Below are 23,975 nucleotides of genomic sequence, written 5' to 3'. Positions count from 1 at the left end.
CTAGACCTAATTATAGGCGGTACGGAAGAAAGTGGGTAGGCCTCGGATCGGAGTTCGGCAAAACGACTCTTTATCTTGATTTGCCGGAACGAAGCAGCAGCTGGCGAAGCTTCTCTTCGGTACGAGTGTCCGGATCCGGCGTATAGACGCTGCAGCGCAAATCGGATTCCCCGTGCACCGTGAACGAGGTGAGGTGGAATTGCATTTTGCCCGCTTTGGCATGGCGGAACTCGACCACCATCTCCGGCGCCGAGCTAACCTTGCTCTCCATCCACAGGCGCTGGAAGTCGGGATCCAGCTCGCTCATCTCTCCGAGGAATCGCTCGTACCATTCGTCGTTCACGTACTCCCCGTAATACGAACGGAAGATGGAGAGGAAGCCGCGGATGAACAGCTCCCAATTGACCGCCAATCGTCGGAACTCGGGGCGCTCGAACAGGATTCGGATCAGATTGCGCTTCTCGGCGGGGACAAGCTCGAAGTCGATAAACATTTGGGCGGCCGCTTCGTTCCATCCGACGATCTGGCAGTGCCGATCGGAGATGATCGTAGGGCAGGAGACGAGCTCCTTCAGAATGTGCCGCAGGGAAGCGTCGATTCGAGGCGGCTCTTTGGTCATCGACGGGGCGAAGCTCCCGGCGGACTCCATGGCCAACGAGTATAGGTACTTGCGTTCGTCGACGGTCAGCCGAAGCGCCGCCGCGATGCTGTCGAGAACGGCTGCCGACACTTGGATGCTGCGTCCTTGCTCAAGCCACGTATACCAGGTTGCGCTAACTCCGGCGAGCTGCGCGACTTCTTCGCGCCTGAGGCCGGGCGTACGGCGGCGGACGCCTTCGGGCAGTCCGACGTCCGCGGGCTTCAGCTTGGCCCGTTGCGACTGAAGGAAAGCGGATAGCGCTTGAAGACGTGCGGTTCGATTCATGGGTCGTCTCCTTAAACGGTTATTCAACGGCTGTTCATGGTACCTATTATACTAGGATAACCAACAACTTGTAATAGGATAATGGCTGTGACATGCTAATACCATAATCAGCTATTATGAGGAGGTACCAATCCCATGGAAAGAGTAGTCATTACCGGTCTGGGAGCGATCTCGCCGCTTGGGAATGAAGTCGACGCGATGTGGAGAAGACTGGCGAACGGGGAATCGGGCATTCGGACGATCGAAGGCTTCGATACAACAGCCTTCAAGTCGAGGATTGCGGGGACGGTCCTGGACTTCGACGCGGAAGGCCGGTTCGGGAAGAAGGAAGCCAGAAGAATGGACCGGTTCACCCAATACGCGCTTGCCGCGGCCGAGCAAGCCTGGAACGATTCGGGGCTTGACCCGGACAAGGTGGACAGGGAACGGCTAGCCGTCTATGTCGGCTCCGGCACGGGGGGCATCCAGACCCTTCAGGAGCAAAGCCAGGTGCTGCGGGATAGAGGGCCGGACCGGGTCAGCCCCTTGCTCGTGCCGATGATGATCTCGAACATGGCCGCCGCATCGATCAGCATCCGTTATGGCGTGATGGGACCTTCCCTGTCGCCGGTAACGGCTTGTTCGATCGGCAACACGGCGATCGGAGAAGCCTTCCGCCTGATTCGTCTTGGCATCGCGGACGCGGCGTTCGCCGGAGGCGCGGAAGCGGCGATCACGCCGATCTCGCTGGCCAGCTTCGGCAACGCGACTTCGCTGTCGACACGCAATGACGACCCGGCGAAGGCCAGCCGGCCGTTCGACGCGGACCGCGACGGCTTCGTCATGGCGGAAGGGGCCGGCATTCTCATGCTGGAGTCGTTGACCCATGCCAGGAAGCGCGGAGCCCGCATCTACGCGGAGGTGATCGGATACGGCGCCAGCTCGGATGCGTATCATATGGTGGCGACGCACCCGGAGGGCTACGGAGCTTATCTGGCGATGCGTGCCGCTCTTGCGGAAGCGGGGATCGAACCGTCGGAGGTCGATGTCATCAGCGCCCATGCGACCAGTACGCTGATCGGAGACCGATCGGAGACGCAAGCGATCAAGCGGATGTTCGGCGAGCATGCGGGGAAGGTGCCGATCACCGCGAACAAGTCCATGCTGGGCCATCTTCTCGGCGCATCCGGCGGGGTGGAGGCGATCGCGCTGATCAAAGGTTTGCAGGAGGGCGTAATCCCGCCTACGATCAATCAGGAGAAGGGCGATCCCGAATGCGACCTGGATTACGTGCCCAACGAGGCGCGCAAGGCGGAGCTGGGGATCGGCATGTCCAATTCGTTCGGCTTCGGCGGCCACAACGCGGTTATCGTGCTGAGTAAAATGGATTCGGAAGAGTAACGCGCCAAGCGAGGCGGGGAGATCTGGAAAAATATCGGATCCTCCTCGCACTCTCTTCCTTCAAGGACCCTTCGGATGGTATGATAGAGGCAAGGAAGGTGCTATTCATGACGACAACCCCAGATAATGTGAATGAACGCGAAGAAGCGGAGCAACAGAACGAGAAATTACAAGAACTCGTGAAGGCGCTTCACCATAACGGGATCGTGGCGCTTCAGTCCCAATTCGAAGGCTGCAAAGTGGACGGGCAGGCGAATCAACACAGCGTGTACGGCCCCATGTTCACATTCCGCGTGACGAAGGAAGACGGGAACGCTTACGTATGCGGATTTTTCCTCCGCGAGCTGTTGAACGCCTTCCAGAATAGCCCGAATCCGGCTCTATGGATGTCTTCCTTCTATGTCGATCTGATGAAGGTTCCGGAGAGCGTGCTGCTGCCAAGGCCTCCGCAGAACGAAGAGGAAGCCAAGAAGATGATGGACGGTCAGATTCTCCCTCATTGCTTCAATGCGATCAAGGAAGAATTCGATGCGGACGAGATTTATTCCGGACTCGACCTTCACCCGCAGCATGGACCGGTACTCGAAGCCGGCTTCCCGAAATACAAGGACGGCAACAACGTTTGCGCGATGCCGCTGCATCTTCTGCTTGCGCATCATCTGATGAACCGCGATCCGGCCGATCTGATTATAGACGGGCTTTACCGGATTCTCGAGGAGCACGAGAACGAACCGAGCGAGCAGCCCCAGGCGTAACAACCGAATATAGGAAATGACAGGACGGCGTTAGGGAGAGATCCCGACGCCGTCTTTTTACCGATATCCGAAGCAAAAAGTTAACCGCAGGCGGGATACGGGATCACGTCGGATACTTCCCCTAACGGATAGTGGAAGGTCGCGAACTGCGTGTTGTACAAATACTGGAGCAGGAACAGCTGCGAGTTCGACACGTTGCACAGAATGCCGGACACGCCTTGGCCGTTGCGAAGAGATACTCCGACCGGCCTGCCCATGTAGTACATCGCTTTCTGCTGGACCGTCACGCTGCTGCCTGACAGCGGCTGCTGCGGCTGGCCTTGATTCGCAAACGGCATTAGCATCGGGATGAATCCCTCCTGTTGAATGTTCTCGTATATTCTATGCTCCGCGTGCGGGATCGGGTCAAACGTCCCGCTTGTTCTGCTCCGAAATGGTTTGCAGGCGGATTCCATCTATGCTATAGTCACTCGGATATGCACATTATCGTCGATTAGAAGAAAGGGCTAGAAACCAGTGAATCGATATCCATTCGAATACGAGAAGTCGAAGCCGTTCCTCCAGCAGGTAGGGGAATGGGTCGCGGACGTCTTTTACGATATTTTGCCTGAGGCGGGGTTCGAGGTCCGGGACGAGCAGATCTACATGGCTTACCAGCTCGAGAGAGCGTTCGCGGACAAGACGACCATCTTCGCCGAGGCCGGCGTCGGCACCGGCAAGACGCTTGTTTATCTGCTCTACGCCGTCTGCTATGCCCGCTATACGGGAAAGCCGGCGATCATCGCCTGCGCCGATGAATCCCTTATCGAACAGCTCGCGAAGCCGGAAGGGGACCTGGCGAAGCTGGCCAAGCACCTGGACCTGTCGGTCGACGCGCGCTTGGGCAAATCGCCGGACAAGTATCTGTGCCTGGTGAAGCTAGACCAGGCGAGGGAGAAGGACGCGGAGGCCGAGCTGTTCGAGAAGGTCAGCTCCGAGCTTCCCGGCTTCGTCTACAAGAGCGCGGCGATGCAATCGTTCCATGCTTACGGGGATCGGAAGCAATACCCGTACTTGAACGATGAGCAGTGGGAACGTATCAATTGGGATCCATTCCAGGATTGCTTCGTCTGCGACCGGCGCCATCGCTGCGGGCAGACGCTGTCCCGCGATCATTACCGCGGGTCCGCCGATCTGATCGTCTGCTCCCATGACTTCTACATGGAGCATGTCTGGACGTACGAGAGCCGGAAGCGGGAAGGTCAGCTTCCGCTGCTGCCGGAGCACAGCTCGGTCGTCTTCGACGAGGGGCATCTGCTGGAAGCGGCAGCCCAGAAGGCGTTGACCTACCGGTTGAAGCATTCCGTGTTCGAGGCGCTGATCACGAGGATGCTGGAGGGAGAAGTGCGCGAATCCCTAGCGCTAAGCATAGAAGAGGCGCTCATGCGAAGCGACAAGCTCTTCCACCAGCTGGAGCGGACAAGCGTCGCCGTTCCGGGATCCGATCGCCGGGCCATTCCTCTGGACGAAGCGCTTCGGACCGAGATCTCGTTATTCCGCAAGGCGCTGGACCTAGTCGAAGAGGAGCTGGTCTTCGAGAGCGAGCTGTATACGCTTAACGATTACCACCTGAAGATCGTCGAGGAGCATCTGGAGATGATGCAGCGGGCGCTCGCCCTATTCCAGCGGGAGCAGCCGCCGATCTGCTGGGCGCAAGAGAGCCCGGACGGCTTGACGCTCGTCATCATGCCTCGCGCGGTGAAGGAAGTGCTTCAGGAGCGGGTGTTCTCCCAGAGAATGCCGATCGTCTTCTCGTCGGCTACGCTCTCGCTCGGTGGTTCGTTCGACTACGTCGCGGACAGTCTGGGAATAAGCAAGTATCTGAGCTTCAGCGTCGATTCGCCCTACGAATATGAGGAGCGGATGGAAGCTGTCGCCGCGGCATGGACCGGCAAGCCGACGCTTGAGGAGAAGACGGAGGCGGCGCTGCAGCTCATTCGCCGAACCGATGGACGGGCTCTCGTGCTCTTCAATTCGAAGGAAGAGCTGCAGCGGTTCAAGGTTGCCAGCGAGGCGGCAAGGCAGCAAGCCGATTACGCCTTCTACTTCGAAGGAGAGAGGGAGATCAGCGATCTGATCTCGAGCTTCCAGAACGAGGAGAGAAGCGTGCTCGCCGCGGTTACGCTGTGGGAAGGCTTGGACATTCCTGGCCCCTCGCTGTCGAACGTTATCGTCTGGACGCTGCCTTTTCCGCCGAATGATCCGGTCTTCGAGGCCAGAAGGAAGGAGGCGCGCGATCCTTACGAGGAAGTGGACCTCCCTTACATGCAGCTAAGGCTGCGGCAAGGATTAGGCCGTCTCATTCGCACACGCGAGGACCGCGGCATCGTTGCGCTTCTGGACGAGAAGCTCGCTTCATCCGCCGAATTGCAAGAAGTCGTTCGGAAGCTGCTTCCTCATGGGGTCGAGCTTCGGACGGGAGATCGCCGCGATTTGTTCTGAGAAGCCGTAACGTCTACAATAGAAGGGAAGACATGGGATTCGACAAACCGTTAGACGGAGACGAACGGAGAGAAACGATGAATTCATTCCCGGTTGCAAGACTGAAGCAGTTCAAAGAAGAAATCACGCGGTTCATGATGATGTATCGATTCGCGCTGGCCGAGCTGGAGACCAAGGTGGAGATCCTTCAGGAAGAATTCCAACTGCTGCACGACTATAACCCGATCGAACATACGAAGTCGAGATTAAAGTCGCCGGAGAGCATCTTGGGCAAAATCCGGAGAAAAGGCTGCGTGCTGAGCTTGCCGGAGATCCGCAGCAACATCAAGGATATCGCGGGGCTGCGAATTACTTGCTCGTTCATTGCGGATATTTACCGGATTCGGGACATGCTGTTATCGCAAAGCGATCTTACGCTTATCGAAGAGAAAGACTATATCGAGCGACCGAAGGGCAACGGCTATCGCAGCCTGCATCTGCTCGTGGGCGTTCCCGTCTTCATGTCGGACCGGGAGGAGCAGGTCTGCGTCGAGATTCAGATCCGCACCATCGCGATGGATTTCTGGGCCAGCCTGGAGCACAAAATCTATTATAAATACGACGCCACGGTTCCGAATCGATTGACGGAAGAACTTAAAGAAGCGGCCGAGGCTGCTTTTAAGCTCGATAAGCAGATGGAGAGACTTCATGAGGAGATCAGCCAGATCCGATCGGAACGGGAAGACGACTTGTCGGCCCAGCTCGGCCAGCTCATCGGCCAGTCGGGACCGATCCAGATTCCGGCCGAGATGTTGAGGCTGTTCTCGGAGAACGAATAATATCGAACTTCTGCGGAGAGCCGAAGCGCGAAGGAGCAGATTCATTGGAAGCCTATGAGAAGATCAAGCAGGGAGAGCGCGGGGCGATGCTCAGCATTGGCGTTTATATCGCGCTTGCGTGCATGAAGCTCATCATCGGATACGCCTACCATTCGGAAGCGCTGAGCGCCGACGGCTTGAACAACTCGACGGACATCGTCGCCTCCCTGGCCGTGCTGATCGGGCTGCGCATCTCGCGGAAGCCGCCGGATCGCGACCATCGCTACGGGCATTTCCGCGCCGAGACCGTCGCCGCGTTGATCGCTTCCTTCATCATGGTTGTCGTCGGCCTTCAGGTTCTGTATCAGGCTGTTGCGAACTTCGTCAGGGGCTCCTACGAGGAGCCGGAATTGATCACGGCTTGGACGGCTCTGTTCTGCTCGATCATCATGTTCGTCGTCTACTATTACAATTCGCGCTTGGCGAAGAGGATCGGCAGCAACGCCATGATGGCGACGGCGCAGGACAACCGTTCGGACGCGCTTGTCAGCTTGGGCGCCTTCGTCGGGATCATTGGCGCCAAGCTTGGTCTTGCTTGGCTGGATCCGGTGGCTGCCTTCGCGGTCGGGCTCATCATCTGCAAGACGGCCATCGACATCTTCCGGGATGCGACCCTCGCGCTTACGGACGGCTTCGACGACAAGACGTTGAAGCAGTTCCGCAGCACGATCGAGAACACGCCGGGCGTATGCCGCGTGACGGATCTCAAAGCGAGAATTCACGGCAACAACGTTCTTCTGGACGTGACCGTAGAAGTCGCGCCCAGCTTAAACGTAGCCGAGAGTCACGAGATTACCGAACAAATCGAGAAGCGCATGATCGAAGAGCACCAGGTCGAGCATGTGTTTATTCATATCGAACCGGAGGAGGAGGGAGCGAATCAAGCGAATGGCGGAGCTTGATGGCGCTCTCGCAACAATAGCGATGGGTGACTTTACCTATATCACGCAACAGGCTAATTCGGAGATCTCGGCTAGGCAGGCCCGGCCCGAGGATGCTTCCAAGGTGATGGAGCTGTTGGTGCAGACGGCCGCATGGCTGCGCAGCACGGGATCCACCCAATGGAGCGGCTTGCTCGAGGGGGTTGACTCCCACAATACGGTCGACGCCGTGGCGAGAGGGGACGTCTTCGTCTTCGAAGGGGACGGGCATCTTGCGGGCATGGTGATGCTGCTCCGGCAGCCGAGCCAATGGGATAAAGAGCTGTGGGGAGAGACCGGCCATGAAGGCTCGGTCTATCTCCATCGGCTCGCCGTCTCCAGGCTGTACCGCGGCAGGCAGCTTGGCCGGGATATGCTGAACTGGGCCAAGAACGGCATCCGCTTCGAGGGCCAGGATCGCATCCGGCTCGATTGCATCGCGGACAACCCGGTCCTGAACGATTTTTACGCCCGGATGGGGTATCGGCATAGGGGAATCTCCGAGAGCGGCTTCTGCAAATATGAGCTGCTTCTGGATAGCATCGATGGATAACTTCCCTGATGGTCGCCGAATTTGCTATAATGACCTCATTCATTCCCATACCGGAAGCTGCATCCGAACGATCGAGAAAGGAGGGAGTCGGCATGGACACGACTGTTCTTGAGGATTGCGAAGATTCTTGCACCGGCACCGAATCGGATCTGGCCGTCGTCAAGGAGCAGCTGCTTGATGAAGCCTCCGTCCATGAGATGGCGGAATGGTTCAAGGCATTGGGCGATCCGACGAGAGTCAAGCTCATCGGCGCGCTGCTGGAACGGGAGCTGTGCGTCCACGACCTCTCGGTTCTGCTGGAGATGGGCCAGTCGGCCGTCTCCCATCAGCTTCGATACTTGCGCAACGTTCGAATGGTGAAGCGTCGCAAGGTCGGCAAGACGGTGTATTATTCGCTGGACGACTCTCATATCGAACAGATCTTCCACGTGACGCTCCAGCATCTCAAGCACAAATAAAATCAGGGTTAATCCTTGCGGGCTTCATGCCGTTAGGGATTGGCCCTGATTTTTTATTCGGATGGGGAGATTCCTCTGAAGGGCTTCGCTCATAGAATGAGGGAAGCGAGAACGGGGCCGGCGCCGTACGTGCGTAACAGGTGAGGAAAGCGGCCGAACCTACAGGGAATGGAGCGGGTTTAGACGATGGGAATCAAGTCGGGGGAGCACTATATCGCTCGGATCGATGAAGCGAATCCGAACGTCTGGCTGGCGGGGGAGAAGCTTGCCGTCAAGCCGTCGCAGCATCCGGCTTTTCGCGGCTTGATGCGCACGCAAGCGGCTTTGTATGACATGCAGGGTTCGGATGAGCATCGAGACAAGCTTACCTACTGGGATCCGGAACTCGATCAACCGGTCGGACTGTCCTATCTTCAGCCCAAGACCAAACGCGATCTGGCTCGGCGAAGAGGAATGATGCAGACCTGGGCGGAACGGCATCATGGTTTTCTGGGACGTTCTCCGGATTACATGAATACGGCGCTCATGGCTTTCAGCGTGTCCGCGCCCTTGTTGGCCAAAGAATATCCGGAGTATGCGGACAATGTCAAGCGGTACTACAAGTACTGCCGGGAGAACGATATTACGTTGTCGCATGCTTTTATTCAGCCGCCATCGGCTCGCATGACGTCCTTCCTGCAATCGTTGGAGCCTCCCGCGGCTGCCCACGTCGTCGAAAGAACCACGGACGGCATCATCGTCAGCGGCGCTTTCTACATGACGACTCAGGGAGTCACGGCGGAAGAGATCATCGTGTTTCCCACCCCGCTTCCTCATCTGTCCGCGACCGACAATCCGTACGCATTCGTGTTCGCGGTGCCGAACAATCTCGAAGGGATGACGTTCGTCTGCCGGGAGAATTGGGCGAACGCCGATTCGGCTTACGATTATCCTCTAAGCTCCGCGATGGATGAGATGGACACGCTTGTCCTTTTCGACCATGTGAAGATACCGGCCGATCGAGTCTTCCTGTATGGCGATTCGTTCATGGTGGACCGCTGGATGAGAGAGTGCCGGTTCCACCCGCATGCTTCTCATCAGATTCTGTGCCGCGTCGTGGCCAAAACGGAGTTTATCGGAGGACTGCTGGAATGCATCATCGAGACAATGGGGCTGTCGACGTATTCGCACGTGACGGAGAAATCCGCCGAAGTGATGGCGATGACGGAGACCCTAAGGTCGATGCTGCTGGCATCGGAGGCGACGGCAGCCAAAGACCGCTTCGGTTCCATGCTGCCGAATCCGGACATTCTCTACAGCGCGAACTTTCTGTACCCCAGGCTGTATCCCAGGCTTGTCGAGATCCTGCAATTGATCGGAGCCGGCGGCTTGATCATGATTCCCGGCGAGAAGGACTTCGAATCGGCGAAGGGATCGGAGCTCGAGAAGTATCTGCGTTCGGGCAGCCTGGATGCGAAGCGCAAAACTGCGCTGCTTCGCCTCGCTTGGGAGATCGGCGCCAGCTCGTTCGGCGGTCGGCAGACTCTCTACGAGCGATTCTTCTTCGGAGATGCGAACCGCGTCGCCAGCCGGGCGGTCGAGAACTATTCCTTGAGGCGAAAGCACATGGAACGGGTGGCGGAGTTTCTCAATATCGATTCGGCGAGCATTTTCCAGAAGGGATGATCAAGCAGGGGATGGGGCGATCGACTTCCCTCATTGCTCTCCCGGCCGTTCCATGAATTCAAGGCGATTGCCGAACGGGTCGTTCAGGTAGAAGCGGCGAATGCCTTCGCCATCTCTCGCGTCGTCTTCGATCACGGGTATGCGTTGAAGCAATAGATGTGAGCGGAGCCCATCCAGATTGGTCACTTCGAAAGCAGGATGGGCTTTGACGGCAGGTATGAAATCCCGCTGTATTCCTATGTGTACCTGATGATTGCCGCATTGGAACCATACGCCGCCTCGGCTCCGAAGAGGCTCCGGCTTCGGAAGTTCTGGCCAGCCAAGAATGTTGTGAAAGAAGCTTCGAGCCTCAGTTTCGCTGCCTTCGGGAGCGGCTATTTGGACATGATTGAGGCCGATAAATTGGAAGCTCATAGGGACATCTCCTTCGAAATGTGTTCCATTAGATAAAACGCAGTTCCGCCATATGCAATTTCATTATACGTTACAAGCCCCGTTTTTCCAATAGTTAGCGGATTCTGAATTTATTTAATGGGAATAATTATTGACATTAAATAAAGTGAATTTATAGATTAAGCTTGCATCCTTGAGGGAATCGTGCCTATAATGGCGATAATTCCAAATCGTTCACACAAATTCATTGACGAGAAAGAGTACGTTATCCATCTGTTCCTCCAGAGAGTCGGGCGCGCTGAGAGCCGACGTTCAGGTGATAACCGAAAGCCATCTCCGAGAAGCGGGCTGAAGTTCAGTAGGCTCCGACGCAATTCCAGCGTTAACGGGAACGCGTATTGTTGGATACGCGAGATGAGTGCCGTCCTTTTATTTGTTGACGGAACTAGGGTGGTAACACGGGTGCAGACTCGTCCCTTTGCGGGACGGGTTTTTTGTTGTCTTTGGGCTTTATAAGCGAGCTAAGGGGGATATTCCAATGCTGAAAATGAGCGTTCCAACCATGCAAGAGCGTCTGAATCCGATTGTCCGAGACATGCCGCCATCGGGGATCCGCAAGTTCTTTGACCTGCTGGAAGGGAGAAAGGAGGTCATCTCGTTGGGCGTCGGAGAACCGGATTTCTCGACTCCCGCTTCGATTCGGGAGGCTTGCATCCGCGCGCTTGAGCAGGGAAGAACCTCGTATACCTCGAATGCCGGGATGCCCGAATTGCGGGAAGCGATCGCGGAGTATCTGAACGAGGAGTTCGAGGTGAGCTACGAGCCGGAAAAGGAGATTCTGGTTACGGTAGGCAGCAGCGAAGCGATCGACCTGGCTCTTCGAACCCTGATCTGTCCGGGTGACGAGATCCTGATTCCCGTCCCTTGCTATATCTCCTATTCCCCCATCACGTCCCTCGGCATGGGAGTGACCGTCCAAGTCGAGACGGAGGCGAAGAACGGGTTCAAGCTTACCGTCGAGGACCTGAAGGCGAAGGTGACGCCGAAGTCCAAGGTGCTTATCCTCTGTTATCCGAACAATCCGACGGGGGCGACGATGACCTATGAGGATTGGCTCCCGATCGCTCGTTTCGTCGAAGAGCATGACCTCATCGTGATCGCCGACGAGATCTATGCGGAGCTGACGTATGGCAGCCGTCCGGTCAGCTTTGCTTCGCTGCCGGGCATGCAGGAGAGGACGCTGCTGGTCAGCGGATTCTCTAAGGCGTTCGCTATGACGGGGTGGAGAGTCGGCTACGTATGCGGACACCGAGACTTGATCGGAGCCATGCTGAAGATCCACCAGTATACCGTCATGTGCGCGCCGATTCTCGGCCAGATTGCGGCCCTCGAATCGCTGAAGAACGGCAAGGAAGAGAAGCTGAGGATGAAGGATTCCTACGACCAGCGCAGGAAGCTGTTCGTCGAGGGACTTCGCCAGATCGGACTTCCGTGCATGGATCCGGGAGGAGCCTTCTATGCGTTTCCTTCGATCGCCGGTACCGGAATGACCTCGGTTCAGTTCGCCGAGCGACTGCTAAACGAAGCGAATGTCGTGACCGTGCCGGGAGATGTATTCGGCGCTGGAGGCGAAGGCCATATTCGCTGCTCCTACGCCTCTTCGCTCGCGCAATTGAATGAAGCTCTGGAGAGAATGGAGCTATGGCTGAGAAAGTTGCCGCGATAAGCGGTAAGCACCGAGCGTTCAAACTTTGTCGACCATGTACCATTTAGCTTGTTGAAGGAAGATTATTTGAAGCGGAAATAAGGTGCAAAAAACGCCTCCAACTCGCGATCGAGCGAGAATGGAGGCGTTTAAAAGTTCAGCGAGCCGCTGCCATCTCGCGATCGTGCGTTTCGCACTCGTCGGAGCAGTAGCCGTGCTCGGATTCCAGGCAGTCCGGGCAGACAATGTGCTGCAGGTGGCAGGTATCATCCGCGCAGTTGATGTAGATGTCGGCCGCATCGCCGCAATGGTGGCAGCGGCCGACGACGACGTCCTCGTCCGTGTGGTTGATCTGCACGGAGATCCGTTCGTCGAAGACGTAGCACTTGCCATCGAACAGGCGGCCTTTGACCTCTTCGTCTTTGCCGTAGGTAACGATTCCGCCTTCCAATTGGTAGACATCCTCGAAGCCTTCGCTCATCAGCACGCCGGTCAGCTTCTCGCAGCGGATGCCGCCCGTGCAGTACGTGAGCACTTTCTTGTCTTTATGCTCGCCCATGTTCTTGCGCACCCACTCCGGGAATTCCTTGAACGATTCGACGCTCGGGCGGATGGCGCCGCGGAAGTGGCCGAGATCCCATTCGTAGTCGTTGCGGCCGTCAAGAATAACGACGTCATCGCGTTGAATGTACTCCAGCCATTCCTTCGGGGACAAGCGATTGCCGCTGAAGACGGTCGGATCGAGCGGCTTCTCGTAGCGAAGCGTCACAAGCTCCGGCTTCAGGCGTACGAACATCTTCTTGAACGCATGGCCCTCCGCGTCGTCGATCTTGAACCAGATATCGGAGAACAGCGGGTTCGCCTTCAAATCGTTCATATATTGTTCGGTCTGCTCGAACGTGCCCGACACGGTGCCGTTGATTCCTTCTTCGGCGACCAGTATGCGGCCCTTCACTCCAAGCGCATGGCAATAAGCGCGGTGCTCGTTCGCGAAGGCTTCGGCATCCGGAAGTTTGACGTACTTATAGAATAGCAATACTCGATATTCGGGTTGTTTGATCATCGCATATGATCCTCCCATCAAGAAATAAGAAGCGGCAGAAAGGCACGCCCTCTCTACCGCCTATGCTGACATATGAAAAGTTAAGTCTACAATTAGACCGTAAAAAGAACACTATATAGGATAAAGGAATTCACCGCACTTTGTCAACATGCTCGTATCGAATGTAAGGGGCTTCGCTCGTCTCGTCGTTGCTCATAAGTTCGCTTACGCCGGCGAATATTAGCAGCATGACCGAGAGGAAGAGAGGGGCGCAAGGATGTTGTCTAACGAGGAGCATCATACGCAGGCACCACCTTACTTAACCGGAGCGAAAAAACGCAAGCTGCTCTTCAGCGCCGGCTTTAGCTGGTTATTCGACGCGATGGACGTGGGCATGGTGAGCTTCATCGTGGCGGCGCTGGTCGTCGAATGGAATCTGACCGCCCGCGAGGTCGGATGGGTGACCGCGATCAATTCGATCGGGATGGTGGCGGGCGCGGCGATCGCCGGATCGCTCGCGGATCGATACGGAAGGAAGTCGATACTCCTCTGGACGCTGTTGATTTTCTCCCTCGCAAGCGGCTTGTCGGCCTTGGCTTCGGGCTTCGCGGTCTTGTGCGTTCTGCGTTTTATCGCGGGGTTCGGCCTAGGAGGCGAGCTTCCGGTCGCTTCCACGCTCGTATCCGAATCGGTTCCCTCGGAGGATCGGGGGCGGTATGTCGTTCTGCTGGAGAGCTTCTGGGCAATCGGTTGGATAGTATCCGCGCTGATCTCGTACTTCGTGATTCCCGAATATGGCTGGCGGATCGCTTTCGCGATCGGGGCGGTTCCCGCTCTCTACGCGATTTTGCTGCGCCGGACCATCAGCGATTCCCCGCGTTTCGCGGCTCGGCGGGAGAAGAGACCGACTTTCAAGATGAGATTCGGCGCCGTCTGGGCGAAGGAGCATCGCAGGAGCACGATTACGCTGTGGATCCTGTGGTTCATGGTCGTTTTCTCTTATTACGGGATATTCCTGTGGCTTCCGACGGTCATGGGGATGAAGGGCTTTACCTTGGTCAAAAGCTTCGAATACGTGCTAATCATTACGTTAGCGCAACTGCCGGGGTATTTTACAGCCGCATTCCTCATCGAGAAAACGGGCCGGAAGTTCGTGCTCGTCACCTATCTGATTCTGACGGCCGTAAGCGCGCTAGGCTTCGGGTTGTCCCACACGGAAGGAATGCTGCTGACGATGGGCATCTGCCTTTCCTTCTTTAATCTGGGGGCATGGGGCGCCATGTATGCGTATACGCCGGAGAACTATCCGACTTCCATCCGTTCGACCGGGGTGGGATTGGCCGCTTCGTTCGGCCGGGTCGGAGGCGTGATCGGCCCGTATCTGGTCGGAGAGCTGAAGACGAGAAACGTGCCGCTTAGCGCGATCTTTACGATTTTCTTCGCGGCGATCCTGATCGGCGCGTTCGCGGTGTGGTTCTTAGGCGAGGAGACCAAAGGGACGGAACCGGACAGAAGATGGGGGGAGGAGAGCAAACGCGGCGAAGGCCGACTGCGCGCGACCGCGCGTTAAAGCGCGAATGGACATAAATCAAACGTTCGCTTCTCATACTAACAAGGATGAACGAAGGGGGAACGAACGTTGAAAAAATCGTTATGGATCTCCGCGCTGGCCCTTGCCTGTTTGCTCGTGACCAGCAGCTTTACGACGGCGCCGCGCGAAAATTCGAGGAAACATTACGAATCGCGCGGGGAGATCGTCTGGGAGGTCCCGATGGATGAGAAGCTGATTGCGTTAACCTTCGATGACGGTCCCGATCCGAGAACCACGGACAAGATTCTGGACCTGCTCTCGAAATACGATGCCAAAGCGACCTTCTTCGTCGTCGGGCGACGAGCCGAACGATTCCCGGATATCGTCCGAAGAGAAGCGCTCGAAGGGCACGAGATCGCGAATCATACTTATACTCATATGTATTTTAACGGCCGCAACAGGCAGCAGGATATCGCCAGCGAGATGGACCGCGCGGGAAGCAAACTATCGGAGATCTCGGGGCAGCGCTGCCGTTGGTTCCGGCCTCCCGGGGGCTTCTATAACGAGACGGTTATCCGCATGGCGAAGGAACGCGGGTACACGGTGATTCTCTGGTCCTGGCATCAGGACACGAGGGACTGGATCTCTCCGGGAGTCGGGCAAATCGTCCGCAAAGTGCTGAATAACGCCCGCAATGGGGACATCGTTCTGCTTCACGATCATGTGGCGGGCTCTACGCAGACGGTTCAAGCCTTAGAGCAGATTCTGCCGGAATTGACCCGAAGGGGTTACCGAATGGTGACCGTATCGGAACTCATGCGGCACGGAAAGTCCAATCCCGTTAAGTTGGACAATACCCATTAGAGCAGGCGGAAACGCGCCAACTGATTCTCCAAACCCTCGCGAAGCAGGATCTCCTTCTGCTTGGCTCCGATAAGATCGAAGTGAGGATAGGTCTCCCGTTCATGAATATAGCGTGGATTCAAGCCGTTCTCCAGGCACCACGAACGAAGGCGGTCCAGATTCGCGCAGCCAACCTTCGTTACTGTCGTTATGCCTGGAAAACGAGGATCCAGCCAGTAATGCGTGAGGTAAGCGATCTCTCCTTGCAGCACTTGCCTCTTCCATTCGGACAACTCGAGCCGGGTAATGCCGAATGCCACTTTTTCATTCCTTCTTTCTATTCTAAGCAACTACTAGGCAAGTCTCTCTTGCCGATTATTGAGCGTTCTTCGCGGTCAGCCGGGCATACTTTTTCTCGTTTCTCTCCCATACCATGCCGGCGATAATGGTTCCTATCGTGGGGAACATGACTAATCTTCCCAAGAGGTAAGTGAAGGAGATGTCTCCATTAAAAGAAAGGTCGGATATCGTGAATAAGAGAGTGGCCGTCACTCCGATGGCGATAAACCCATACCGAAGCACGTATTTTTGCTTGCCTAATTCTCTTCTGGATTGCCATCTTTTCAGGAATGTGTTCATTTTGTCGATATCCCGCGCTTTCTGCCTATTTTTTGATAGAAATTCTAGTTCGGAACTTCCTTATTTATACTATAATACGAACTAGGCTCATAAAGGAACTTTTCCGATCAACTACATAGTAGGCGGTGCACAATGGCAAGTCGCGGAATCATCCCTGTGCTAGTATTAGGAATCGGGATTTCGTTCATCCAGGCGCCTGTTATCTACGCGGAAGGAACGGGAACCGAACAAGAACGAATTCCCCTGGTCGGATCGGAGGCGGCCGTCCTGATCGATGCCGATTCGGGCGTCGTCCTCTACGGCAAGAATGCCGAGCAGCCGCTTTATCCCGCCAGCATCACGAAAATTGTAACCGCGATCATCGCCATCGAGGAAGGGAATCTCGGCGATATCGTCACGGTGTCCAAAGAAGCCCGCCATGAAGACGGTACCCGAGTGTACCTTGCGGAGGGCGAACAGGTTACGCTGGAGAAGCTTGTCTACGGAATGCTGATCAATTCCGGCAACGACGCGGCTACCGCTATCGCGGAGCATATGGATGGCAGCAAGGAAGCGTTCGCCGAACGAATGAACCGATTCGTTCAAGAGAACGTCGGAGTGACGCACAGCCGCTTTACGAATCCGTCCGGCCTTCCCGATCCGGAGATGGTGACAACCGCCGAGGATATGGCCCTTATCGCTCGTTATGCGATGCGGAACGAGACGTTCCGGAAGATCGTCTCCACCAAGTCGATGCCTTGGAACGGCCAAGAGTGGCAGTCCGAGCTCGTGAATCATAACAAAATGCTCTGGAACTACGAGGGAGCGAACGGCGTCAAGAACGGCTATACGACGGCGGCGGGCAATACGCTCGTGACATCGGCGACAAGAGCCGGGGTCGACCTGATCGCCGTCGTGTTGAGAGCCTCCGGCAGCGAGCTTGCCTATTCGGATACCGCGAAGATGCTGGATTACGGCTTCGCGGATTTCTACGCGAAGACGTTCTTCCATGAGAATGAGGAATATGTCCGCGAAGATGAGAGCGCTGCCGTGAAGTGGACCGCCGATAAAGCGATTACCGCCTTGGTTCCGAACGGGACGAATCCCGGCTCGGTCGTGAGCCAAGACGGAGAGGTGCTGATCGATACTCCGTACGGCGAACAATCCGTCGGAAGCCTGACCGAGACGGATCGGGTAGAAAAGAAAGCATCTGAGGATTCGCGGACGGCCAGCGAGAGGACAGGCACGGAGGAAACCGGCAAACACGGGAATAGAGCGCTCTGGCTTGCGTTAGCCGCCGCGGGTCTCGTCTTGTTCTGGGGCTGGCTGCGCAAGCGAAGGAGAAGGCGAAGGAACCGCAGCTACGGCCGGAGGGACGGGTGGAGATGACGATAGGACGCCTTATCTTTGTGATCGGTTCCGCGGGAGCCGGCAAAACGACGATAGCGAAGGAGCTCGCGAGGTTTCGCGGCGCGGCTTTCTTGGATATGGACACCTTCGCCCGTCCCGCTTCGGAGAAGCTCATGACGCTAGCCGGATTGGACCCGGAGGACCGCGATTCCGACGAATATAAGGAGCTGTGCCGCGACTTGGGCTACCGGATGACGATGAACGCGGCGCTGGAGAACGTGGAGCTTGGCAACGACGCGATCGTCATCGGGCCGTTCACCCGCGAGACCGAGAGCCGCGAATGGCTCGAGAACGAGCTTCGATCTCTTGGAGAGAAACGCCGTCAAGCCATCGTCAAAGTCGTCTACGTCTACCTGAGCGATCCCGAGCTTTATCGCCGAAGGATCATCGAACGCCGATTGGCTTCCGACGAATGGAAGCTTCGGCACTGGGACCGCTTCCGCCAATCGCTCGCGATTCGAGAGATCCGATGGGAGTTGCCGGACGGTTCGGTGCTCTATCTGGATAATGAAGGCGAGCTGGACGAAGCCAAACGGAAGCGGCTCTATGAATTTATCTACGGGAATTCGGATTCGACCCCGTATAGTGACAGCATGTGACACGGAAACATCGCTACAATGGACTCATCCTATCGAATAAGAAGGTGAGAGCGTGGCGAAGTCGAAGCGTGGAAGATCGATCTGGAATATGCCCTCGCATGGCCGGGGAACCTGTCCGGTCTGCAAGGCGACCCGAATCAAGCTGCTCTATACGAGAACGAATTCGAACGGCAAGTCGCTAAAGGTATGCAAGAGATGCTCGGCCATCGATGCCTCGAGAATCGACGCGGCGACTGCCGAGATCAAATCCGTGGAGACGCGCAAGGCGGTCATGTCGTAGGCTTCCGGAGAATGAACGGCTTCCTGCTCCCGCGCGGAGGAAGGAAGCTGTTTTTTTGCGGGGAGGCCGTCTCCATATTGCGGCGAGAGCTTGCTTGCTTTCCTTTTGCTAGGGTATAATTTTAACGCCAAATGATAAATAAGGAGTATGAACATGGGAAAAGCACTGATTTTCGGGCATAAGAATCCCGACACCGATACGATCTGTTCTGCCATCGCGTATGCGGACCTCAAGACCAAGCTCGGACAAGACGTTGAAGCGGTTCGACTGGGCAACGTCAGCGCCGAGACCCAATTCGCCTTGGACACGTTCAAAGCGTCTGCTCCTCGTCTCGTGGAGACGGTCGCGAACGAAGTGAAGGAAGTCATTCTCGTCGATCATAACGAACGTCAACAAAGCGCCAGCGATATCGACCAAGTGCGCGTCATCGAAGTGATTGACCACCACCGCATCGCCAACTTCGAGACGAGCGGCCCGCTGTACTATCGCGCCGAGCCGGTCGGCTGCACGGCTACGATCCTGAAGAAGCTGTACAAAGAGAACGGAGTCGAGATCTCCAAGGATATCGCGGGCTTGATGCTCTCCGCTATCATCTCGGATTCGCTTCTGTTCAAGTCTCCAACCTGCACTCCGGAAGATGTTGCCGCCGCTCGCGAGCTGGCTCAGATCGCAGGCGTTGATGCCGACGTCTACGGCCTCGACATGCTGAAGGCAGGCGCCAACCTCGCCGACAAGTCGATCGACGAGCTCGTATCGCTCGATTCCAAGGAATTCTCCATGGGCAGCGCGAAGGTCGAGATCGCTCAAGTCAACGCCGTTGACGTGAACGATGTCCTGAACCGTCAAGCCGAGCTGGAAGACAAGCTGAACGGCATTATCGCGGCGAAGGGACTGGATCTGTTCCTCTTCGTCGTGACGGACATCCTGAATAACGATTCCGTCGGCGTCGCGCTCGGCAAGTCCGCCGCAGTCGTCGAACAAGCGTACGGCGTGAAGCTGGATGCGAACAAGGCGATCCTGAAGGGCGTCGTATCCCGCAAGTCGCAGATCGTTCCGATTCTGACGGACACGTTCAACAAGCAATAAATCGAATGGAGAAGAGGACAAAGCCCGGTTAGCGGGGAACTTTGTCCTTTTTCTTATCGGGTTTGACAACGGAAATTAAATTGCATACAATCTAATTGAGATTCAAAGAAATAGTCGTACCCTTAGAGGAGGCAACCCCATGTCCGTTTATGATTTCAAAGTGAAGACGATCCGCGGGACCGAGACGACCCTTGGCGAATATGCCGGCAAAGTGCTTCTTATCGTCAATACCGCCAGCAAGTGCGGCCTTACGCCTCAATACGAAGGTCTTCAGAAGCTGTATGAGTCCTACAAGGATCGCGGCTTGGTCATTCTGGGCTTCCCGAGCAACCAGTTCAAAGAGCAGGAGCCGGAGAGCAACGAGAAGATCGAAGCGTTCTGCACGCTGAACTACGGTGTTACCTTCCCGATGTTCGAGAAGACGGAAGTCATCGGCGACAACGCCGATCCGTTGTTCCAATACTTGACGAGCCAAGGCCCTGCCGATGAGTTCGATATCAAGTGGAACTTCACGAAGTTCATCGTCGACCGCGAGGGCAACGTCGTGGAACGGATCGATCCGATGGTGACGCCTGCCGAGTTCGAGTCGAAGATCGCGGCTTTGCTATAAGCGTTCGTTTTTGATGGGCTTGATCCTGCGTACAGAGCGTGATTATATTCGATTTTTCGATTATAATTTGCAGATAAATTCAGAATAAGAAGATTGTATACGATAACTCATATATAATTTCTCTGTTTTGGGATGGTAAGCAAATTTATATATGAAATTTCGAATAGATTTGTTGAATTCGAGTATCGCGATAAAAATATGCTCGAAAATTCGAATACAATAAATATCGAGACAAAGGACCTCTCCCACCGTTTTATCGGTGTGTATGAGGTCCTTTCGCGTTCCGTGGGCATGCTGCCCACTCATTCAAACGCTGATAAGGTTGGTGGCTCGATGCAATGTGGAAGACATGACCTTCTTTAATGCCCGGATCAGATCCACCCCTCGAGGTCTCTCTTGAGCTCTTCCGAGATTCCGGTCAAAGGCAATCGCGTCCGGTCGCTGGCGATGCTGCCGTTACTTGCAAGAAGCCATTTGATCGGGGAAGGATTGGACTCCCTGAAGAGAAGCCGAATGAAGGGGAGCAGCTCCTCGAACCGGGCTGACGCTTCCTCATCGCGGTCTGCCTTCACTAGACGCAGGAGCTCTGCGAATCGGGCGGTATGCGCATTCGCGGATGCGAGCATGCCTCCTGCGCCGCCTTCCCGCAGCATCGGCAGCAGGAGAGCGTCTTCCCCGCACAGAACCGGCTTGATGTTGCCCAATCGCTTCAGCTCCCGCAGCAGCTCGACGCTTCCCGAGCTATCCTTCATGCCGATGACGCCGTCCAGCTGCAGGATCGAGTACGCCGTCCATGGCTCCAAGCGGACGCCGGTTCGCGGCGGGACCTCGTAAGCGACAATCGGAAGTCCCGTGCTGGCGGCAAACCGAAAGTGCTCGAGAATGCCTTCCTGGGAGGGGCGGCTGTAATAAGGGACGACGACGAGCGCGGCGTCCGCTCCGAGGCTCTTCGCTTCCTTGGTCCTGCGAACCGTCTCGCGGGTATCGTTCGTCCCCGTGCCGACGATAATCAACTTCTTATTGTCTCCTCGGACTTCCTTGGCGATCTCGAACAGCTGCCGAACTTCCTCCCAAGCGACCGTTGGCGACTCTCCCGTGGTGCCGTTGATTACGATTCCTTTGATATCTTCCTGCAGCAAGCTATGGATATAATGGCGGAAAGCTACAAAGTCCAGCTCTTCATTCGAATCGAAAGGCGCCACGACGGGGACAAACAAGCCTTGCAGTTGATCTTCCCTCATCCATCCCGAACCTCCATCTCAACTGATCTCTCCAGTCTACCCTACCATAATCGGCGTTCTAAAGTGCCGAATAGTATCGAAGGGAGTCATCGAGAAAATCGATGGAAGGTTCGACAGGCGTTGTCATCATTAATCCCGCGCGCCCATGTACAGCAGACGGGCGACGTATCCCGGTTCATAGCGCGGAGTGACCATATGATCGCCCGTTCCTTTGATAAGCCGATATAAGCCGAGACGAGCGGACATGCGAGGGTGGAAGCTGTATTCGTCGGTCTGGGGGAACACGTTGTCTTCCGTTAAGTAAACGTAGCTTCTCGGGATCTGGAGGGAGTAGAACCTCTTAAGGCCCAGCTTCTCGAACAACGGTCCGGCCGGCTCGGCGGGCGTGCGGTCGAACAGCCACTTCGCCTGCTCTTCGCTGCCCAAGTTGGCGAAAGATTCGCGAAACAGAGCGTAGGGAAGCGAGATAGTGTCGTCGGTGGAAGCTTTGCGAAGCTGCGTGAAGGTATCGACGGCGGCAGGAGGGAGCTGGTCGGCGAGACTCTGCCCATCCGGCAGAACGAACGCGTTCAGGAAGACGAGCCGCTTGATTCGTTCCGGAATCTGCTCGGCCGTCTTCTGGATCACGGTTCCGCCGAAGCTGTGGCCGACCAGGACGATATCGGTCAAGCCGCGCTGGACGATATAATCGACGACGGACTTCACGATCATGGCGTGCGTCGCTTGCCGATTCGGATCCGAGTCGTGGCCGGCATAAGGAACCGCATGGACGTTATGCCTCATCTGGCGAAGTTCGGCGGAGATGCCGTCCCAGAAGCTGGTGTCGGCCCACGACCCGTGAATAAGGACGAAGACGAGCGGGTTGATCGAACGATAGGGCGGGTTCATCATCGGAAGGGGTCACTCCTTTCTCAGAGTCTATTGGTACTTTATGCCACGCGGATGCAAGGCATGACAATGCCCGGCCATCGTTCGATCCAGGGGAACTTCCTTCGACAAACTCTCCGCGTATCCGCTCAGAGCGATTGACATGCTTCTCGATCGGCGACAGGTACAATCGAACAAGCGGAGGAGACGGAAATCTCCTTCGACTTTGGGAGAGTCGGGAGAGTAGCTCGTTATGCGGTCTCGTCGTATCACTTTATTGGCGTTGTTGGTCCTTCACTCCATCGGAACGGTCATCGGGAACAGCGCAAGCGCGGCAAGCCAAATTCAGTATCGCTGGAACGTCGAGCCGAAGAAGCAATCGTTTCCGGCCGAATATACGGATGTAGAGGGCGTGCTTACCTTTCGCGGGTCCGCCGATCGCAGCGCTCCTTCCTTCGGAACCGCGGACATGAAGACGTTCGTTCCCCGGCAAGTATGGAAGCTGACGACCCGTTCGAGCTCCTGGGGCGGCGGCGCGGGATGGACCGGGCAGCCGGCCATCGTCCGGTGGCAGCCCGAGGTGCTGAAGGCCATGAACGTGAAGGACAAATTCAAGAGCAAAACGGGATTCACCGAGGTCATCTACGCTTCCTTGGACGGATACGTCTACTTCCTCGATCTGGAGACCGGGGAGCAGACGCGCAATCCATTGAAGATCGGCAATCCGATCAAGGGCAGCGTATCGGTGGATTCGCGCGGTTATCCGCTTCTCTATGTCGGAGAAGGAATCCCGGAGAACGGGACGATCGGGTTCGGCTTGTACAGCCTAATCGACCAGAAGAGGCTGTTCTATATGAAAGGGATCGACTCCTTCGCCAAAAGAGGCTGGGGGGCGTTCGACAGCTCGGCGTTGTTCAATCGCTATGACGATACGCTGCTGGTCGGCGGAGAGAACGGCATGTTCTACAGCGTGAAGCTCAACACTCAGTTCAGCGCGACCAAGAAGACGCTGACGATCAAGCCGGAGGTCAGCAAATACCGGTATTCCATCGCGGGCAACTCCTATCAAGGAATCGAGAATTCGGTGGCGGTATACGATCATTACGCCTTCTTCGCCGACAACGGGGGAAGCCTGCAGGCGATCGATCTGACGACGAACAAACCGATCTGGTCGCTGCCGTCCCTCGACGATACCGATGCGACCATCGTGATCGAGACGGAGAACGGCATTCCGTTCCTCTATACGGGCACGGAGGTCGATAAGCAAGGAAGCAAGGGGTATGCGGTACTGCGGAAGATCAACGGGTTCACGGGGGAAGCGGTGTGGCAAAGGCAGTACGCCTGCTTCACGCAACGCGGAGATCATCCGGTGAATGGCGGCCTGCTCGCGACTCCCGTACTCGGGAAGCAATCGATCGACGACCGCGTTATTTTCACCATTGCCCGTTATGGAAGCTTCGGCGCGGGACTCATGGTCGCACTCGATAAGAAGACCGGAAAGGAGATTTGGACTTGGAAAATGGCTAATTACGCATGGTCGTCCCCGGTGGACGTCTATGACCGATCCGGGAACGCCAGCCTGCTGCAAGCGGATTCCGCCGGCAACTTCTATGTGCTGTCCGCGTTGACGGGACAGGTGAAGGGACGCACGAGCCTCGGGGCCAACACCGAAGCTTCGCCTGCCGTGTTCAACGACTATGCGGTCGTGGCGACCCGAGGCGGCAAGATCTACGGACTTAAGCTGGAGTAGGAGCGC

The 23,975-nt window shown here is 56.4% G+C and carries 25 protein-coding genes and 1 other annotated feature; of the genes, 17 read left to right on the top strand and 8 right to left on the bottom strand.

What is annotated here, in order from left to right; all coding sequences use genetic code 11:
* Positions 1-70: 70 nt before the first annotated feature.
* The gene (locus ELR57_RS12320; RefSeq protein ID WP_126959356.1) at positions 71-925 is read right to left on the bottom strand and encodes a helix-turn-helix transcriptional regulator; all 855 of its coding nucleotides are present in this window, start codon (positions 923-925) and stop codon (positions 71-73) included.
* Positions 926-1,060: 135 nt separating this feature from the next.
* Between ELR57_RS12320 and fabF the strand changes: the two genes are divergently transcribed.
* Entirely contained in the window at positions 1,061-2,305 is a 1,245-nt protein-coding gene (gene fabF, locus ELR57_RS12315; protein ID WP_126959355.1) for a beta-ketoacyl-ACP synthase II, read from the top strand.
* A gap of 107 nt (positions 2,306-2,412) precedes the next feature.
* Entirely contained in the window at positions 2,413-3,060 is a 648-nt protein-coding gene (locus ELR57_RS12310) for a hypothetical protein (protein WP_126959354.1), read from the top strand.
* An 80-nt stretch (positions 3,061-3,140) separates the two neighbouring features.
* On the opposite strand, the gene ELR57_RS12305 is transcribed toward ELR57_RS12310, so the two are convergent.
* The gene (locus tag ELR57_RS12305) at positions 3,141-3,398 is read right to left on the bottom strand and encodes a hypothetical protein (RefSeq protein WP_370452259.1); all 258 of its coding nucleotides are present in this window, start codon (positions 3,396-3,398) and stop codon (positions 3,141-3,143) included.
* A 178-nt stretch (positions 3,399-3,576) separates the two neighbouring features.
* On the opposite strand from ELR57_RS12305, the gene ELR57_RS12300 reads away from it, so the two are divergent.
* The 6 genes from ELR57_RS12300 (at position 3,577) to ELR57_RS12275 (ending at position 9,994) form a co-directional block, all read left to right on the top strand.
* Positions 3,577-5,541, top strand: coding sequence for an ATP-dependent DNA helicase (locus tag ELR57_RS12300; RefSeq protein WP_126959353.1), 1,965 nt, complete (start codon positions 3,577-3,579; stop codon positions 5,539-5,541).
* Positions 5,542-5,618: 77 nt separating this feature from the next.
* Positions 5,619-6,359 (top strand): GTP pyrophosphokinase, encoded by a 741-nt coding sequence (locus ELR57_RS12295; RefSeq protein WP_126959406.1) that lies wholly within the window; start codon positions 5,619-5,621, stop codon positions 6,357-6,359.
* Between the two features lie 44 nt (positions 6,360-6,403).
* Positions 6,404-7,300, top strand: a complete 897-nt coding sequence (locus ELR57_RS12290) for a cation diffusion facilitator family transporter (RefSeq protein ID WP_126959352.1) — start codon at positions 6,404-6,406, stop codon at positions 7,298-7,300.
* A gap of 22 nt (positions 7,301-7,322) precedes the next feature.
* On the top strand, positions 7,323-7,871 hold the full coding sequence (locus ELR57_RS12285; RefSeq protein WP_126959405.1) for a GNAT family N-acetyltransferase: 549 nt from the start codon (positions 7,323-7,325) through the stop codon (positions 7,869-7,871).
* 92 nt (positions 7,872-7,963) lie between these two features.
* On the top strand, positions 7,964-8,329 hold the full coding sequence (locus ELR57_RS12280) for an ArsR/SmtB family transcription factor (protein ID WP_126959351.1): 366 nt from the start codon (positions 7,964-7,966) through the stop codon (positions 8,327-8,329).
* Between the two features lie 186 nt (positions 8,330-8,515).
* On the top strand, positions 8,516-9,994 hold the full coding sequence (locus ELR57_RS12275) for a 4-hydroxyphenylacetate 3-hydroxylase family protein (protein WP_126959350.1): 1,479 nt from the start codon (positions 8,516-8,518) through the stop codon (positions 9,992-9,994).
* Between the two features lie 30 nt (positions 9,995-10,024).
* On the opposite strand, the gene ELR57_RS12270 is transcribed toward ELR57_RS12275, so the two are convergent.
* The gene (locus tag ELR57_RS12270; protein ID WP_126959349.1) at positions 10,025-10,408 is read right to left on the bottom strand and encodes a VOC family protein; all 384 of its coding nucleotides are present in this window, start codon (positions 10,406-10,408) and stop codon (positions 10,025-10,027) included.
* Positions 10,409-10,625: 217 nt separating this feature from the next.
* Positions 10,626-10,868: a binding site (T-box leader), on the top strand.
* Between the two features lie 57 nt (positions 10,869-10,925).
* On the opposite strand from ELR57_RS12270, the gene ELR57_RS12265 reads away from it, so the two are divergent.
* A complete protein-coding gene (locus ELR57_RS12265) occupies positions 10,926-12,113 on the top strand; it encodes an aminotransferase class I/II-fold pyridoxal phosphate-dependent enzyme (RefSeq protein ID WP_126959348.1) in 1,188 nt (395 codons plus the stop codon).
* A gap of 136 nt (positions 12,114-12,249) precedes the next feature.
* On the opposite strand, the gene trhO is transcribed toward ELR57_RS12265, so the two are convergent.
* Complete coding sequence (gene trhO, locus ELR57_RS12260; RefSeq protein WP_126959347.1) at positions 12,250-13,155, bottom strand: oxygen-dependent tRNA uridine(34) hydroxylase TrhO; 906 nt, start codon at positions 13,153-13,155, stop codon at positions 12,250-12,252.
* A 256-nt stretch (positions 13,156-13,411) separates the two neighbouring features.
* Here trhO and ELR57_RS12255 point away from each other — a divergent pair, with 256 nt between their 5' ends.
* Both ELR57_RS12255 and ELR57_RS12250 read left to right on the top strand, forming a co-directional pair.
* On the top strand, positions 13,412-14,704 hold the full coding sequence (locus ELR57_RS12255) for an MFS transporter (protein ID WP_126959346.1): 1,293 nt from the start codon (positions 13,412-13,414) through the stop codon (positions 14,702-14,704).
* Between the two features lie 69 nt (positions 14,705-14,773).
* The gene (locus ELR57_RS12250; protein WP_238162499.1) at positions 14,774-15,529 is read left to right on the top strand and encodes a polysaccharide deacetylase family protein; all 756 of its coding nucleotides are present in this window, start codon (positions 14,774-14,776) and stop codon (positions 15,527-15,529) included.
* Here the strand turns inward: ELR57_RS12250 and ELR57_RS12245 are convergent.
* Together ELR57_RS12245 and ELR57_RS12240 are read right to left on the bottom strand one after the other, a co-directional pair.
* A complete protein-coding gene (locus ELR57_RS12245) occupies positions 15,526-15,828 on the bottom strand; it encodes a hypothetical protein (protein WP_126959345.1) in 303 nt (100 codons plus the stop codon). The genes ELR57_RS12250 and ELR57_RS12245 overlap by 4 nt on opposite strands.
* 55 nt (positions 15,829-15,883) lie before the next feature.
* The gene (locus tag ELR57_RS12240) at positions 15,884-16,147 is read right to left on the bottom strand and encodes a hypothetical protein (protein WP_126959344.1); all 264 of its coding nucleotides are present in this window, start codon (positions 16,145-16,147) and stop codon (positions 15,884-15,886) included.
* Positions 16,148-16,279: 132 nt separating this feature from the next.
* On the opposite strand from ELR57_RS12240, the gene ELR57_RS12235 reads away from it, so the two are divergent.
* The 5 genes from ELR57_RS12235 (at position 16,280) to ELR57_RS12215 (ending at position 20,111) form a co-directional block, all read left to right on the top strand.
* The gene (locus ELR57_RS12235; RefSeq protein WP_126959343.1) at positions 16,280-17,515 is read left to right on the top strand and encodes a D-alanyl-D-alanine carboxypeptidase family protein; all 1,236 of its coding nucleotides are present in this window, start codon (positions 16,280-16,282) and stop codon (positions 17,513-17,515) included.
* Complete coding sequence (locus ELR57_RS12230) at positions 17,512-18,135, top strand: P-loop nucleotide/nucleoside kinase family protein (RefSeq protein WP_370452256.1); 624 nt, start codon at positions 17,512-17,514, stop codon at positions 18,133-18,135. Before ELR57_RS12235 ends, ELR57_RS12230 begins: the two co-directional genes overlap by 4 nt.
* A 52-nt stretch (positions 18,136-18,187) precedes the next feature.
* The gene (locus ELR57_RS12225; protein ID WP_126959342.1) at positions 18,188-18,415 is read left to right on the top strand and encodes a hypothetical protein; all 228 of its coding nucleotides are present in this window, start codon (positions 18,188-18,190) and stop codon (positions 18,413-18,415) included.
* Between the two features lie 153 nt (positions 18,416-18,568).
* Entirely contained in the window at positions 18,569-19,501 is a 933-nt protein-coding gene (locus tag ELR57_RS12220) for a manganese-dependent inorganic pyrophosphatase (RefSeq protein ID WP_126959341.1), read from the top strand.
* Positions 19,502-19,640: 139 nt separating this feature from the next.
* Positions 19,641-20,111: a glutathione peroxidase gene (locus tag ELR57_RS12215; RefSeq protein WP_126959340.1), complete on the top strand. Its 471-nt coding sequence runs from the start codon at positions 19,641-19,643 to the stop codon at positions 20,109-20,111.
* 371 nt (positions 20,112-20,482) lie between these two features.
* Here ELR57_RS12215 and dapA read toward each other — a convergent pair whose 3' ends face one another.
* On the bottom strand, positions 20,483-21,352 hold the full coding sequence (gene dapA, locus ELR57_RS12210) for a 4-hydroxy-tetrahydrodipicolinate synthase (RefSeq protein WP_126959339.1): 870 nt from the start codon (positions 21,350-21,352) through the stop codon (positions 20,483-20,485).
* Positions 21,353-21,481: 129 nt separating this feature from the next.
* Positions 21,482-22,243, bottom strand: a complete 762-nt coding sequence (locus ELR57_RS12205) for an alpha/beta fold hydrolase (protein WP_238162498.1) — start codon at positions 22,241-22,243, stop codon at positions 21,482-21,484.
* A 229-nt stretch (positions 22,244-22,472) separates the two neighbouring features.
* Here ELR57_RS12205 and ELR57_RS12200 point away from each other — a divergent pair, with 229 nt between their 5' ends.
* The gene (locus tag ELR57_RS12200; protein ID WP_126959338.1) at positions 22,473-23,969 is read left to right on the top strand and encodes an outer membrane protein assembly factor BamB family protein; all 1,497 of its coding nucleotides are present in this window, start codon (positions 22,473-22,475) and stop codon (positions 23,967-23,969) included.
* The last annotated feature ends 6 nt before the right edge of the window (positions 23,970-23,975 follow it).

The organism is Cohnella sp. AR92, from assembly GCF_003990975.1.
Taxonomy (GTDB): domain Bacteria; phylum Bacillota; class Bacilli; order Paenibacillales; family Paenibacillaceae; genus Cohnella.
This window is presented reverse-complemented; position numbering and strand designations above follow the sequence as displayed.